The following is a 13,465-nucleotide window of genomic DNA, read 5'->3' on the forward strand; positions in this document are numbered from 1 at the left end:
TATGAATGAAATTCTAATCAACAGTTTAGCAGTCCGTATCAAAGCAGGCTTAATGACACTTGAACAAGTACCACCGGTTTATAGAGACGCAGTAGAGGCACGTCTGGAGGAAATAGAGGGAGACAGAAAGCTAGAGGTTGTCGAAGAAGAAACGGGAAAGGGAGCGGAGGACGAAAGAAACGTCGAAGAGACCGAAACTGTCGAGCAGATAAAAACGAAATGAAAGCGAAAGAGCTGCCTGTATGGTGGCTCTTTTAATTTACAGAAAGGAGTGGAACATGTACCGATTGAAACATATTATCGACCGCATCATTGCAGACTGGAATTCGATTCTTCTTTGCTTAATATCGACGTGGCTGGGGTTATTATTCCTAAACCGCGTGCATTACCTCCTGTCAGTCATTCTACTGCTATTCACGGCAGCTAAGGCAACTGGCTTGATTATCAACCACACGAAACTTCGGCGCATCGGCTTAATTGGCTTAAATATCTTCTGGGCGCTGATGACTTACGTTCTACTCGCAGGTCGGCATCCGGTTGTAGTTATTCCGTATCAATTCCCGCTGCTCGTGTTGGCAATCGGCACGGGCATCTCTTTAAGGGCGCGATTCGATGAATAACGAAGCAATCATCGTTGCGGTTATTACGGGGTTACTCACGTACTTTGGCACGAAGAAGCAGACGGAGTATCAACTCAAAGGAAAGGAAGTCGAGGCCGACGCGAACACGGAAGGAATGTATGTGCAGAATATGAGCATGATTTTAGCGGAGTACAAGGAACAAGTGTCTGGATTCCGCGAAGAATTACGTGTCGTGAAAGCTGAATTTAGTGACTTTCGGCGCGAACACTATAAGAAAATCGAAGAGTACAAGATATACGTCGAAGAACTCGAAGAAGAAATCGACGCGCTGAAAGATGAGCGCAACGACTTAAAACTGGAACTCTCATACTTGAAAGGGGAGAACGATGGATAATTTATTAAATGAAGCGATCGGACTGGCAGCAGTTATGTCTCCGGTTATCTTAATCTTTGTACAGTTAATTAAGACAGCCGACTTAGACAAGCGCTGGTTACCGTTAATCAGTATCGTACTTGGTATCGCCGTCGGCATCGTATTTGCGATTGCAGGCAATGCAGATTTATTCCTATATGGATTGGCTGGTTTTTTATCTGGCGCGGCGAGTTCGGGCCTCTACGACGGGATTCAGTCAATTAGAAAGGGTGAATAATTAGATGAGCAAAGTACATGGATTGTTTTTAGACGTACCAAAATTTGTCGATTATAGAGCTAAGGTGGTTCGTCATGCGTGGAAGAAATTCCCTGTGTTAGACATGGAAGGTAAAACAGAAATAGCTATCCACCACTCGTTAACTCGACAAGGGCTGAGCGGATCTAATGCGTGGGGGTATTCAAAATATCACGTAGATACTCATAATTGGCCAGGAATCGGGTACTCATATGTAATTGAACCGGATGGGACGATTAAATTCTGTAATCCAATAAACTGGAGAACATATCACGTCGGCAATAGTAATAACTTCTCAATCGGCATCGTATTGACAGGCGATTTTAGATATGAAGAGCCAACTGAGGAGCAGAAGGAATCGTTGCGGTTGTTAGTCGCACGACTGAAGAAAGAGTATCCACAAATCAATCGCGTGCGATCGCATGATGAGTACCCAGATTATTATTGGAAGTCATGTTGTGAATTTGATTATCAGAAAGTCTTAGCTGAGAAACCTAAAGTACCAGTTAAAGAAGAGCTTGGCTCAACATACAAAGTTCAAGAAGGCGATACGTTCTGGAGCATCGCGAAAGGACGAGACTTCAATGTGATCGACCTGGAACATGCTAATCCAAAAGTAGATGCACGTACTCTTCAGATTGGCCAAATGATTAATATTCCAGGGAAAGAAGAAGAGAGAGCGACGGAAGAAGAGAAAAAATCTCCGGCTTATCACGGGAACTCTATTCAAAAATACTTGGAGAGCATTGGAGAAGATGGGTCATTCGCAGCACGCAAACGACGTGCAGAAGAATTAGGGATAAAAGGATATAAAGGCACGGCGGCGCAGAACCTACAACTGCTAGGTATTATTCGAGATGGTAACAAACCACCTCAGAATGTCGCTAAAATCGCCGTAGACGGTTCATGGGGACAAGCGACGACTAAACGCCTGCAGCAAGTTCTAGGAACACCTGTTACCGGTTTAATAGGCGGCCAGTCTCGTCATGCTGTCACAAATAACATTCCAAGTGTAAGGTTTGGAACAGGCGGCTCAGCAGTTATCCGAGAAATGCAACGTCGATTAAAAGTGACAGTCGATGGGTCATTTGGTCCAGGAACACTGAGAGCCCTGCAGCGTCGCATGGGCACACCAGTCACTGGTGCTATCAGTCGCACTAACTCGTCAGTCGTGAAAGAGATGCAGAGACGATTGAATGAGAATAGATTCTAGTATAATTATGGACCTCTACCTTTATTGGTGGAGGTCTTTTTTTATTTCTACTTGACACGGTATGATACAATTATATTAGTAAGTTAGATAATACATACAAAAAATAGAAGTAATAGAAAAGAGGCTATGATATGAGTATCAATGCACAAATCATTATCGCTGAAGATATAGAAACTTTACCCGCAGGTAATAATGGTCAATTAACCAAGATGGTAAATCCGGTTTTGAAAATGCGTGTGCCTTTTATACCGGCTGGGTTAACATTTGTAGTTTCAGTTATAACTACTGGGATAGACTTCAATAAAAAACATGATTTTTCAATAGAGTTGGTTAAAGAAGATAGTACCGACTCTGGTCAAGACAAGGTTATATATAGTACTGGATCACAAATTTTAAATCCCAATAAAAATGTAACTGATAATTTCAATTTTAATATAGATTTAAAAAATACCCCATTTAGAGAAGAAGGCATGTATAAAGTCATTTTCAAAATTGATGGAACGTCTCACTCTCAACAATTTGAAGTGGTAGCTGATGAAAACTTATTAAAGGAATAGTTGTATGGAAAATATTTTCAATGATTATAATACTAGCACCATTGTCCATGTTCATAAAGTTGAAAATAAAGATGAGTATTACAAAGTAGCGCCAGTAGAAGACGTTATTAAACAATATCCATTTTTTCAAAATATTAAGTATTTTACTGCTTTTGCTCTGACTGTTGCAGCACTTCAACATCCTGTCCTAAATTTAACTAGTTTTAGAACTAGTTCCGAGGCTTCAAAAAATCAAGTGGATTATAACGACACTGCATATATATATGAAAGTGAGACCTCTGTGTTCTCTTCAACTTCACATATTAACTTTCCAATCGAAAGGGAAGGTGATTTCAAATTGACTGATGATGTTAGACATAAAGATTTAGAAGGTTTGCAAAAGCAAACTGACATAAAATTAGAACATGTAGATACAAAAATCGATAATTTAAATGACAATATAAACGATGTAAAAGTCCTGTTAACGCGCCTTGAAAGCAAAATTGATGAATTACCATCAAAAGATTACGTTGAAAAATTAGTTAGCCAAACAACTAACAAATTTTTAATTTGGACAGGAGTTGGGTTAACCACCGTAGGTGCAGCCATATGGGCCTTGCTAGATTATTATTCAAATATTATAATCGAATTAATTTCTGGATAAAGAGCAGACTAATAATCTGCTCTTTTTTATTGACCTTTTAACCGCTCATACTTCTTCAAAAACCGCGTATCATGTTTCAAATAGCCACCGTATAGCTCTTTCGAATCCTTCTCAAACATTAGAATCCAATCCGTGCCATCATCAACTTTTTTCAGTGATGGCCAGATCAGAGAAAACCTGAAACCATCAATTTCTATAATGTCATTCTTGAAATCGGCCGACACATAAATCACCTCTAATTCATTGTCATCTAAGGAAATTAAAGTATCTCATCCAGACTTTTATACATCAAGACCAAAGCAGTTGCTGCGATAATAGCATCTTCTTCCGTTGGTCTGACCACCATCGTGATTTGATCATAAACTTGAGCAATAATGACATTGTCTTTTATATGTACGGAAATGCTACCTCTATGAATAACATTATTCACTTTTTTATTGTATAATTCTGTCCATTCGTCCATGTAACACCTCTCTGAGCAATAGTATACGCTTTCAAAAAGAAGTGTTCCATTAAATTTTTATAATGAAGAGAACAGCTTAATAAAATAGATATTACTTTTCCTGCATTTTGCCATCGGCATACAAAATAGAGTATCGCTTATTATAATCTAATATAAGATGGTTTTGTTTACAGCCTCACATAAAAGCTTGATTTAACAACACAATATAAGGTAATATGAGTAAGTATGATAGGATACAAGAAAGTCATAGCATAAGAAGCCTTCATGGCCGTTCTGGACCTGGACGAAGAATAACAAGAACAAAAGTTAAAAGAGAGAGCCGCTCTTCGAGTTTAGATAGAGAATTTAAACTGGTAAAAAGAGAAGGGCTTTCTCTTTTTTTACTTGACTATTTCTTTGTAACAGTCAAGTTTTATTACGATTTATGCTATAATAAAAGGGAAAAACGATGAAAGTAGGGAATGCAATTAAATGGATAGTGATAATATAAGGAGTATCATCATTCTTGTTATACTGGTCTTGTTATCTGCTTATTTTTCTTCTTCCGAAACCGCTTTTACTTCGGCTAACCGGATCCGCCTGCGCAATGAAGCGGAAAAAGGGGACAAAAGGTCCCAGCTCACACTAAAGCTAGCTGAAAACTTTGATGCTGTGCTCTCAACGATACTGATCGGAAATAATATCGTGAATATTGCCATGTCAGCGATCGCCACCTTGCTTTTTGTCAGCTGGTTCCCGGTTTATGGACCGACGATCGCTACAGTGGTCATGACGATCATCATCCTGATTTTTGGAGAGATCACACCCAAATCGATCGCTAAAGCAAAGAGTGAACCGCTTGCTAAAGCCTCCACGCCTTATATTTATTTTCTCATGACCATTTTCAGACCTGTATTGTGGCTGCTTAGACGCTGGAAACTCATGATCGATAGAGTGTTTCAACTGGATGAGACGGAGATCATCAGTGAAGATGAACTGCTGTCGATCGTAGAAGAAGCTGAAAGCGGCGGTAGTATCGAAGGACATGAAAGCCAGCTTGTAAAAGCCGCAATCGAGTTTGATGATATGGAAGTATCTGTGATCCTCACACCGCGTGTGGATGTCGTGAGTGCCGAGCTGGATTCGACGGATGCAGAGATCGAAGAGATTTTTATGAATCATAATTTTTCACGCTTGATCATATACGATGAATCCATCGATAATGTGGTAGGGGTCCTGCATGAAAAGGACTTTAACAGGTACCTGCGTGCCAAACAGACGAAACAAAAACCCGTTTCTTTACTCTCAGTGGTAAAGGATGTTATTTTTGTGCCTCCGGTCATGAATTTATCGCGACTGCTTAGACTGATGCAGAAGAGTAAGACGCATATGGCTATCGTAGCTGATGAACATGGCGGAACCATCGGTATTGCCACCATGGAAGATGTCCTCGAGGAACTTGTCGGAGAAATCTGGGATGAATCGGACATCATTGAAGAAGAGGTCGTTGAACTGAAGGCCGGAAAACGATACAAGGTCAAAGGCACAGCGAGTCTGGAAAAGATATTTGAACTATTCGGTCTGACCGGTTATGAATCGTATGTCTCCAATTCTATGAGTGGTTTCGTCATCGAAGAATTAGGTCAGTTCCCGCAGGTAGGGGACGCATTTAAATATTACAATATGAAAGTATCCGTCACAGCTGTCAGAAACAGACGTGTTCTTGAGGTCCAGATCGATTATCTGCCGACGGATACGACTGAAAAAACAGACGACTAAGTAATGGAGTGAATAAAAAAAAGCATGTCATTTTTAACAGATCCGTCTTTATCAACAGAAGAGATAGCAGAACAGCTTCTCGGTTGTCTGCTGGTAAAAGAAGCAGACGGTGTCATTACATCCGGACATATCGTCGAAACAGAAGCATATGTCGGTATAGAGGATCAGGCCAGTCACAGTTATAACAGAAGGAAGACACCGAGGATGACGGCCATGTATGAACCGGCCGGTACCATTTATATCTATAAGATGCACACCCATCTGATGCTGAATGTCGTGACTAAAGAAAAAGGCGATCCGCAGGCAGTCCTTATTCGGGCAGTCGAACCTCATGCTGGAACACACGTGATGGAGGAAAGACGAAAAAAACAGGGTGTGGAAGCCACCAGTGGACCTGGGAAGCTGACGAAAGCTATGGGGATCACGATGGGCGACCATGAAACATCGATCCTGAAGCCGTCGCTTTATATTGATACACACCAGAAAAAATCACCTGTCAGCATCGAAAGATCCAAGCGTATCGGTATCTTGAATAAAGGGAAATGGACAGATGCACCGCTGCGTTTCACAGTTAAAGGAAACCCTTATGTCTCAAGGAAAAAAGGACCGGTTAGAGTAGATAATGGGTGGGATGCTATGTTAGACTAAAAGGAGGGATTATTATGTCGAATGACTTATCAGGGTATATTGATAACGAACTGAAAGAGATGTTACCTAACTTTAAGTGGAAAATAATCAAAGAGAGCAAAAAGAATCTGATCGAGCTTTATCTGACGTTTCATGTCGAAACAGAAGAAGAATATCAGGTCCAGGATATGCTCGGCAAAAATAATGAACCTGGACTGGTTCAGTTTGAAGATGTCATCTGCTTTTACGATCCGGCTTATGCACATGTCAAGCCTCAAAATTATCTCGCTTCTTTCTCAATGGACAGTCATACGGGCATCGAGAAAGGTTATGTCGATGCTATTCTCAGACAGTTGAATTACACAACAAAAAAAGGAAAAGTTGAGCTGACTGAGTTTTTAAGAGATGATTTTGCCGATTCATACGCATTGACCTGGAAAGAAAGTAATCTGCAGAATATGGTCGACACATTGAAAGAAACTGGGCGATACAGTGAAGAAAAAATACCAATGGAACTGGATGATGAACAATCATTCTTAGAAAAGTTGAAAAAGGATGGCGCCGATGACGGAGTGGAAAGAGTTTAGTGTCGCAATAAATAATGAGGCCGCAGAAGCGGTATCTTCTATTTTCACAGAGCTTGGCTCGTCAGGTGTCTCTATCAGTGACCGCAATGATTTTCTGCATATGCCGGAATATGGTAATGACACATTATGGGAACTGGATGAAGAAAACTTCCCCAAAGATGGTGTGGTCATCAAAGGCTACTTCACAGAACATGATGACTTGGACCAGATCAATGACGAACTGACGCGGCGAGTGAAACAACTGGCTGATTACGGTATTATGATCACGCATCTGGATATCACTATGAGTGATGTCAAAGAAGAAGACTGGTCGAATGCCTGGAAAAAATATTACCATCCAGTAAATATCACCCGTTTTTTGACTATCGTCCCTCAATGGGAAACCTACGAGAAAAGATTTGACGATGAACGTATCGTGTACCTGGATCCGGGCCTGGCTTTTGGAACAGGTACACACCCAACGACTCAATTATGCATACAGGCTCTGGAAACATATGTATTCCCTGAAGCTAAACTTTTTGACGTCGGCACGGGGTCGGGGGTTCTCTCGATCGCCGCAGATCTATACGGGGCAAAAGAAGTGAGAGCCTATGATCTGGATGAAGTGGCTGTAACGTCTGCAAAAGACAATATCAGGCTCAACCAGCTCGAAGACAGGATCGATGTTCAAGCCAATAATTTGCTGAAAGACGTCAGTGATCAAGCGGATATTATAGTCGCTAATATTCTTACTGAAGTTATACTACCTTTTATCCCGGATGCCTATGCGCATTTAGAGGATGACGGGCTCTTTATTACCTCTGGCATTATTTTAGATAAAAAAGATGAAGTTATTGAATCTTTGATCCGACATGACTTTGATATCCTTCAGGTCAATCAGATGAAAGACTGGGTGGCTGTCATCGCTAAAAAAACAAAAAAGGAAGAGTGAAAAAATGGAAAATATGGAAAAATATATCGATCACACACTATTAAAACCCGAATCAACGGATATGGATGTACAGAAAGTCTGTCTTGAAGCAAAGAAACACAACTTTAAGTCCGTCTGCATAAACCCGGGCTGGGTCAAATATACTGCTGATTTATTGAAAGATTCAGAAGTGGAAACGTGTACGGTAATCGGTTTTCCTCTAGGAGCCAATACGTCTAAAGTCAAAGCTTTTGAAGCTGAACAAGCAGTGAAAGAAGGCGCTACTGAAGTCGATATGGTCATCAACATCGGTGCTCTGAAAAGTGAAGATTATACATTAGTCCACGATGACATCAAAGCAGTCGTCAATGCTGTAAACGGTAAAGCCTTAGTTAAAGTGATCATCGAAACTGCACTATTAAATGAACACGAAAAAGTAAGAGCCTGCGAAGCAGCTAAAAGAGCGGGGGCAGACTTTGTCAAGACATCGACTGGCTTTTCAACAGGTGGTGCCACCATTGAAGATGTCAAACTGATGCGCAAGACTGTCGGACCAGATATGGGTGTGAAAGCTTCCGGTGGTGTACGCTCGATCGAAGATGCCAAAGCAATGATCGAAGCGGGTGCGACACGTATCGGTACATCTAACGGTGTTGCGATCGTTGAAGGAAATGAAGCAACGGAAGATTATTAAGGGGTCACAGACACAGCCTGCCTTGAAGTAAGAGCTGAAAAGTTTTATAATTAATAAGAAGAAGTAGCCAGCACTCCTATAAGTGCTGGTTTTCTTATAAGGAAAGGCGAAAAGCTATGAAAACCTCGAAGAATGAAGGTGATACCCATGCCACAAAATAAAGATTATACCCCGCAGGAAGTTATCGCACTTTGCCTGACGTATATGAGCAGTGAACATGTGGGCTTTGTAAAAAGAGCCTATGATTTAGCCAACGAAGCCCATAAAGGACAGATGCGAAAATCCGGGGAAGAGTACATCATGCATCCGGTGCAGGTCGCAGGGATCCTTGCTGAACTGAAAATGGATCCTGTTACAGTTGCAACGGGCTTTCTGCATGATGTTGTTGAAGACACAGACTATACGTATGCGCAGCTGGCTGAACTGTTCACACCGGAAGTGGCCGATCTGGTCGATGGTGTAACTAAATTAGGTAAAATCAAGTTTAAATCCAAGCAGGAACATCAGGCTGAAAATCATCGAAAAATGCTGTTAGCTATGGCACAGGACGTCCGCGTCATTCTTGTCAAACTTGCTGACAGAGTGCACAACATGCGGACCCTTAAGCATCACCGTCCGGAAAAGCAGCGTGAGATCGCCAGAGAAACGCTGGATATCTATGCACCGCTGGCGGACCGCTTGGGTATCAATCGAATGAAATGGGAACTGGAAGACACCTCGTTAAGATATCTGAATCCTCAGCAGTATTATCGTATCGTTCATCTAATGAATTCCAGACGTGAAGACAGAGAGAACTATATTGAAGATGCTAAAACGGCGATCCAGAAATCCGTTGAGGAACTGGGGATCGAAGCACAGATAACGGGAAGACCCAAACATATTTATTCGATCTATAAAAAAATGAAGAGTCAGAAAAAGCAGTTCAACGAGATCTACGACCTGCTGGCTATCCGGATCATCGTCGATTCTATCAAGGACTGCTATGCGGTTCTCGGTGCCATCCATACAAGATGGAAGCCGATGCCGGGACGATTCAAGGATTATATCGCTATGCCTAAAGCGAACATGTACCAGTCCCTCCATACCACTGTACTGGGACCCCATGCAACGCCTTTGGAAGTGCAGATCAGAACGATGAAAATGCATGAAATCGCCGAGTATGGGGTTGCGGCCCACTGGGCATATAAGGAAGGCATCACCCAAAAAATAGATAACGATGAATTGAGCGAACACATCTCATGGTTCCGTGATATTCTGGAACTTCAAAGTGAGTCCCGCGATGCCAGTGACTTCATGGATTCGATCAAGCAGGATATCTTTAAAGATAAAGTTTACGTGTTCAGCCCCAAAGGCGATGTGATGGAATTGCCGAGCGGATCCAGCACGCTGGACTTTGCTTATCATGTCCATACGGAAGTCGGTAACAAGTCCATGGGTGCGAAAGTGAACGGCAAGATCGTTCCACTGAATTATAAATTAAAGACAGGCGATATCGTCGAGATGCTGACCTCGGCCAATTCATTCGGACCAAGCCGGGACTGGCTGAATTATGTCAACACCTCTAAAGCTAAAAATAAAATCAAACGCTTCTTTAAAACGCAGGAAAAAGAGCAGAATATCGAACGCGGCAAAGAGATCCTTGAGAAGCTGCTGCTGGAAATGGAATTTAATCCAAAAGATATCCTGAAAAAGGATAAACTGAGAAAAGCAGCGGAACGATTCAACTTCCAGACCATCGATGACCTGTATGCCGGCATCGGCTATGGCGAAGTCAAGAGTGCAACGGTTGCGAATCGTCTCACAGAGAAAGAACGTCGCGAACGGGAAAAAGAAACCTTCCAACTGGATGAGTCGACCAATACGATCGAACTCAAAAATAAAAAAGAGCCTGAGCGGATGAAGATCCGTCATGAAGGTGGCGTGGTGATCCAGGGAGCAGACAACCTGCTTGTTCGTTTAAGCAAATGTTGTAACCCGGTTCCCGGCGACGAAATCGTCGGCTATATCACACGAGGCCGCGGTGTATCAATCCATAGAAAAGACTGTCCGAACCTTCATTCATCAGACGATAACGAAGACCGGCTCATCGATGTTGAGTGGGAATCGACCGAGGCCAGTGCCAATAAGGACTATAATGCTGAAGTGCAGGTGGAAGGGTACGACCGCAGCGGATTCTTAAATGAGATCCTGCAGGTCATCAACTCTCAGACCAATAAGCTGAGTAATATAAATGGACGAGTGGACAAGAATGGAACAGCTATCATTAAATTTACGATCGCCATCCAGAACCTTAAGGAACTGGAACAGATCGTAGATAAGGTGAAATCTGTCCCGGATGTCTATTCTGTTAAACGTATAACGACCTAAGCTTTTAATACGATTAGGAGGATTCAAGTGAGAGCAGTGATTCAGCGTGCAAAAGAAGCACGGGTAAGAGTCGAAGATGAAGTGGTGGGGGTAATCAGCCACGGCCTGGTGGTTTTATTAGGTGTGGAAGATGCAGATACGGAAGAAGACATCGCTTATCTTGTACGTAAAATAAGCAAGCTGCGTATTTTTGAAGACGATCAGGAAAAGATGAACCTGTCTGTCCAGGATGTGAAGGGGGATATTTTATCTATTTCCCAGTTTACCCTGCATGCAGATACCAGAAAAGGCAACCGTCCCAGTTTTACTGGGGCAGCCAAACCAGATTACGCTGATGAATTGTACAGACAGTTCAATGCTGCATTGGCTGACGAAGGGATCCATGTAGAAACCGGGAACTTCGGAAAGCATATGGAGATCGATTTTATCAATGATGGTCCGGTGACTATCCTGATCGATTCGAAAAATAAATAAAGAAGAGAGACGGGGAAGTGGCGCCTGTCTCTTTTTTATTTTTGTCAGTCATTCAGGTGGCGCTGTTCGGAGAGTGTTTCATTATAGAAATAGAAAAAGAGGTCGAGAGTGACATCTCGACCTCTTGCCAGACCGTTCATAAATCGTTTACCGTTGAGAAAAATACTGGTCCAGTGCATTGTAGACAGCATCAGCGACCGTTGACTGATAGGCCGGTGTGTTTACCAGTGTGATATCATAGTCGTTGTTCATGTATCCCAGTTCAAGGAGGACTGACGGCTGAGCGTTTTGTCGCAGCACTTGATAATTGCCGTGTCTTACACCATTATTGTCGAGTCTGACATTTTGGGACAGCTGCTGGTTGATGACATCAGCTAATGATCGCTCATTATCCGAATAGTAATAAGTTGTTGTCCCAGACATGGAATTAGCTTCCGGGACAGCATCGTAATGAAGGCTTATAAAGGCATCCGCATTGGCCTGATGAGCATAGTAGACGCGGTCGTTCAGTGAGATATACTCGTCCGTACTGCGGGTCAAAATCACGTTGACGCCGTCTTTCTTCAACCGGTCCGCCAGCAGCAGGCCCGTGTTGAGCGTTACTTCTTTTTCAGTAAACCCACTGGAAGCGACAGCACCAGGATCATAGCCACCATGCCCGGGGTCGATGACGATAGTTGCTTCAGCCAGGGTCGTCGCATAATGTGAGGCCGAGGCATTCGGCAGGGTTTCTTTTGCACTGACAGTTTCAGCAGAGACAGTTTCCGTCACCCAGCTGGCTACAAAACCGCGTGTACCGTCACTTAATTCTATTTCATACCATTCATTTTCTTCCTTTAAAACATCAAATTCTTCAGCACTTCTCAGGGTGGTCAGTATGCCGGCATCTATGGTCGGCTCATGTCTGATATTTGTCGGTGTGCTGCCTACTCTGATTTTAAGCGACGCATCTGCTTTTTCTCCGGCGGCAGCACGTTCTGTGGGCTGATCGATAACAGCGATCAGATCGGCGTGAAGCCAGGCCACGCGATGATTGAATAGAATCTGAACCCAGTCATCCTCTCTGTATAAAATGGGGAATTCTTCACCCTGGCTGACTGTCCCGAGGATTTTAGAATCTGTCGTTGAAAACTGTCTCACGTTGACTTCTGCAGAGGTGATCCGTCCATAAAGCTGATTATCCAAGGATACTTCTTCATTTTCCACGAGCCAGCTGGCGACCCAGCCGATCTGGTCAGTTTCCAGGCGTACTTTATACCACTCGTTTTCTTCTCCAAGGACGTTCAACTGCTCCTGCTCATTCACTTGAGTGAGGATCTCGTGGGATAATCCGGGACCGTATCTGACGTTCAGTGTCGATGCCAGTACGGTTACTTTATTTTCATTGGCTAAAGCAACGATAGACCCCAGCAGGAGAACGACCAGACCGGTAATAAGCAGAATAAACAAAGAACGGTTATTTTTACTATGTAAGTGGCTCTGATCCATGGCTATACCTCCTTTTTTTTATGATTTGTTTTCATTATACCGATAGAGACGCTTTCATAGCAATAGGAAAGACACATTTTCTACACATTTCCATGCATAAATATAAAGAAAATCAGTATCAAAACCACAGAAAGTAAATGATGTGACCAAATAAGCTATGTGTAAAATTAATGTCGGAAGTGAAAAAGGTCGACCTAGACAAAAAGAAAGAAGACCCTTAATCTAGAGATAACGACAACGCTAGAGAAAGAGGTCTTCTTATGAATGAAATTATATCAGAAATCATCAACACTATAAAGGGTTCTTCTACCCTTTTAGAAACTGAATTAGCTTTAGAAACGGTTTTCCAGCGTATCACTCAAGAATTGCTTAGTACTGCTTTTAAACAAATTGATCTAGAACTACTTCATGATTATAAAGAACAAGGTTATGAGA

At 42.4% G+C, this 13,465-nt stretch carries 16 protein-coding genes; 14 read left to right on the plus strand and 2 right to left on the minus strand.

Annotated features, from left to right (window positions below; all coding sequences use genetic code 11):
- The first annotated feature begins 1 nt into the window (after window position 1).
- The 7 genes from BM049_RS01815 (at window position 2) to BM049_RS01845 (ending at window position 3,662) form a co-directional block, all read left to right on the plus strand.
- Window positions 2–223, plus strand: coding sequence for a CD1375 family protein (locus BM049_RS01815; RefSeq protein ID WP_091528185.1), 222 nt, complete (start codon window positions 2–4; stop codon window positions 221–223).
- A gap of 55 nt (window positions 224–278) precedes the next feature.
- Window positions 279–620, plus strand: a complete 342-nt coding sequence (locus tag BM049_RS01820) for a hypothetical protein (RefSeq protein ID WP_143079441.1) — start codon at window positions 279–281, stop codon at window positions 618–620.
- Window positions 613–975, plus strand: a complete 363-nt coding sequence (locus BM049_RS01825; protein WP_091528188.1) for a hypothetical protein — start codon at window positions 613–615, stop codon at window positions 973–975. The genes BM049_RS01820 and BM049_RS01825 overlap by 8 nt, the downstream gene beginning before the upstream one ends.
- Entirely contained in the window at window positions 968–1,231 is a 264-nt protein-coding gene (locus BM049_RS01830) for a holin (RefSeq protein WP_091528190.1), read from the plus strand. The genes BM049_RS01825 and BM049_RS01830 overlap by 8 nt, the downstream gene beginning before the upstream one ends.
- A 4-nt stretch (window positions 1,232–1,235) precedes the next feature.
- The gene (locus tag BM049_RS01835; protein ID WP_091528191.1) at window positions 1,236–2,462 is read left to right on the plus strand and encodes an N-acetylmuramoyl-L-alanine amidase; all 1,227 of its coding nucleotides are present in this window, start codon (window positions 1,236–1,238) and stop codon (window positions 2,460–2,462) included.
- Between the two features lie 131 nt (window positions 2,463–2,593).
- Window positions 2,594–3,019, plus strand: coding sequence for a DUF6941 family protein (locus tag BM049_RS01840; RefSeq protein ID WP_091528193.1), 426 nt, complete (start codon window positions 2,594–2,596; stop codon window positions 3,017–3,019).
- A 4-nt stretch (window positions 3,020–3,023) separates the two neighbouring features.
- Window positions 3,024–3,662 (plus strand): hypothetical protein, encoded by a 639-nt coding sequence (locus BM049_RS01845; protein ID WP_091528194.1) that lies wholly within the window; start codon window positions 3,024–3,026, stop codon window positions 3,660–3,662.
- A gap of 259 nt (window positions 3,663–3,921) precedes the next feature.
- Here BM049_RS01845 and BM049_RS01855 read toward each other — a convergent pair whose 3' ends face one another.
- Window positions 3,922–4,125 (minus strand): hypothetical protein, encoded by a 204-nt coding sequence (locus BM049_RS01855; RefSeq protein ID WP_091528198.1) that lies wholly within the window; start codon window positions 4,123–4,125, stop codon window positions 3,922–3,924.
- Between the two features lie 471 nt (window positions 4,126–4,596).
- Here BM049_RS01855 and BM049_RS01860 point away from each other — a divergent pair, with 471 nt between their 5' ends.
- The 7 genes from BM049_RS01860 to dtd all read left to right on the plus strand — a co-directional run bounded on the left by BM049_RS01860 (window position 4,597) and on the right by dtd (window position 11,542).
- On the plus strand, window positions 4,597–5,883 hold the full coding sequence (locus BM049_RS01860; protein ID WP_091528200.1) for an HlyC/CorC family transporter: 1,287 nt from the start codon (window positions 4,597–4,599) through the stop codon (window positions 5,881–5,883).
- A 24-nt stretch (window positions 5,884–5,907) separates the two neighbouring features.
- On the plus strand, window positions 5,908–6,531 hold the full coding sequence (locus tag BM049_RS01865) for a DNA-3-methyladenine glycosylase (protein WP_091528201.1): 624 nt from the start codon (window positions 5,908–5,910) through the stop codon (window positions 6,529–6,531).
- A gap of 14 nt (window positions 6,532–6,545) precedes the next feature.
- Window positions 6,546–7,097: a DUF3013 family protein gene (locus BM049_RS01870; RefSeq protein WP_091528203.1), complete on the plus strand. Its 552-nt coding sequence runs from the start codon at window positions 6,546–6,548 to the stop codon at window positions 7,095–7,097.
- The gene (gene prmA, locus BM049_RS01875) at window positions 7,075–8,028 is read left to right on the plus strand and encodes a 50S ribosomal protein L11 methyltransferase (RefSeq protein ID WP_091528205.1); all 954 of its coding nucleotides are present in this window, start codon (window positions 7,075–7,077) and stop codon (window positions 8,026–8,028) included. Before BM049_RS01870 ends, prmA begins: the two co-directional genes overlap by 23 nt.
- 4 nt (window positions 8,029–8,032) lie before the next feature.
- On the plus strand, window positions 8,033–8,701 hold the full coding sequence (deoC, locus tag BM049_RS01880) for a deoxyribose-phosphate aldolase (RefSeq protein ID WP_091528206.1): 669 nt from the start codon (window positions 8,033–8,035) through the stop codon (window positions 8,699–8,701).
- Window positions 8,702–8,848: 147 nt separating this feature from the next.
- Window positions 8,849–11,068 carry a RelA/SpoT family protein gene (locus BM049_RS01885; RefSeq protein WP_091528208.1) on the plus strand — a complete coding sequence of 740 codons (2,220 nt, stop codon included), beginning with the start codon at window positions 8,849–8,851 and terminating at the stop codon, window positions 11,066–11,068.
- Window positions 11,069–11,095: 27 nt separating this feature from the next.
- A complete protein-coding gene (gene dtd, locus BM049_RS01890) occupies window positions 11,096–11,542 on the plus strand; it encodes a D-aminoacyl-tRNA deacylase (protein WP_091528210.1) in 447 nt (148 codons plus the stop codon).
- A 147-nt stretch (window positions 11,543–11,689) separates the two neighbouring features.
- Here dtd and BM049_RS01895 read toward each other — a convergent pair whose 3' ends face one another.
- Window positions 11,690–13,030 (minus strand): N-acetylmuramoyl-L-alanine amidase family protein, encoded by a 1,341-nt coding sequence (locus tag BM049_RS01895; RefSeq protein WP_091528211.1) that lies wholly within the window; start codon window positions 13,028–13,030, stop codon window positions 11,690–11,692.
- Between the last annotated feature and the right edge of the window lie 435 nt (window positions 13,031–13,465).

The organism is Alkalibacterium subtropicum (assembly GCF_900112455.1).
In the GTDB taxonomy this organism is placed as follows: Bacteria; Bacillota; Bacilli; order Lactobacillales; family Carnobacteriaceae_A; genus Alkalibacterium; species Alkalibacterium subtropicum.

Excerpts from the sequence above, each read along its gene's own strand:
- BM049_RS01815 (WP_091528185.1), top strand. The coding sequence starts at position 2 with ATGAATGAAATTCTAATCAACAGTTTAGCAGTCCGTATCAAAGCAGGC.
- BM049_RS01820 (WP_143079441.1), top strand. The coding sequence starts at position 279 with ATGTACCGATTGAAACATATTATCGACCGCATCATTGCAGACTGGAAT.
- BM049_RS01825 (WP_091528188.1), top strand. The coding sequence starts at position 613 with ATGAATAACGAAGCAATCATCGTTGCGGTTATTACGGGGTTACTCACG.
- BM049_RS01830 (WP_091528190.1), top strand. The coding sequence starts at position 968 with ATGGATAATTTATTAAATGAAGCGATCGGACTGGCAGCAGTTATGTCT.
- BM049_RS01835 (WP_091528191.1), top strand. The coding sequence starts at position 1,236 with ATGAGCAAAGTACATGGATTGTTTTTAGACGTACCAAAATTTGTCGAT.
- BM049_RS01840 (WP_091528193.1), top strand. The coding sequence starts at position 2,594 with ATGAGTATCAATGCACAAATCATTATCGCTGAAGATATAGAAACTTTA.
- BM049_RS01845 (WP_091528194.1), top strand. The coding sequence starts at position 3,024 with ATGGAAAATATTTTCAATGATTATAATACTAGCACCATTGTCCATGTT.
- BM049_RS01855 (WP_091528198.1), bottom strand. The coding sequence starts at position 4,125 with ATGGACGAATGGACAGAATTATACAATAAAAAAGTGAATAATGTTATT.
- BM049_RS01860 (WP_091528200.1), top strand. The coding sequence starts at position 4,597 with ATGGATAGTGATAATATAAGGAGTATCATCATTCTTGTTATACTGGTC.
- BM049_RS01865 (WP_091528201.1), top strand. The coding sequence starts at position 5,908 with ATGTCATTTTTAACAGATCCGTCTTTATCAACAGAAGAGATAGCAGAA.
- BM049_RS01870 (WP_091528203.1), top strand. The coding sequence starts at position 6,546 with ATGTCGAATGACTTATCAGGGTATATTGATAACGAACTGAAAGAGATG.
- prmA (WP_091528205.1), top strand. The coding sequence starts at position 7,075 with ATGACGGAGTGGAAAGAGTTTAGTGTCGCAATAAATAATGAGGCCGCA.
- deoC (WP_091528206.1), top strand. The coding sequence starts at position 8,033 with ATGGAAAATATGGAAAAATATATCGATCACACACTATTAAAACCCGAA.
- BM049_RS01885 (WP_091528208.1), top strand. The coding sequence starts at position 8,849 with ATGCCACAAAATAAAGATTATACCCCGCAGGAAGTTATCGCACTTTGC.
- BM049_RS01895 (WP_091528211.1), bottom strand. The coding sequence starts at position 13,030 with ATGGATCAGAGCCACTTACATAGTAAAAATAACCGTTCTTTGTTTATT.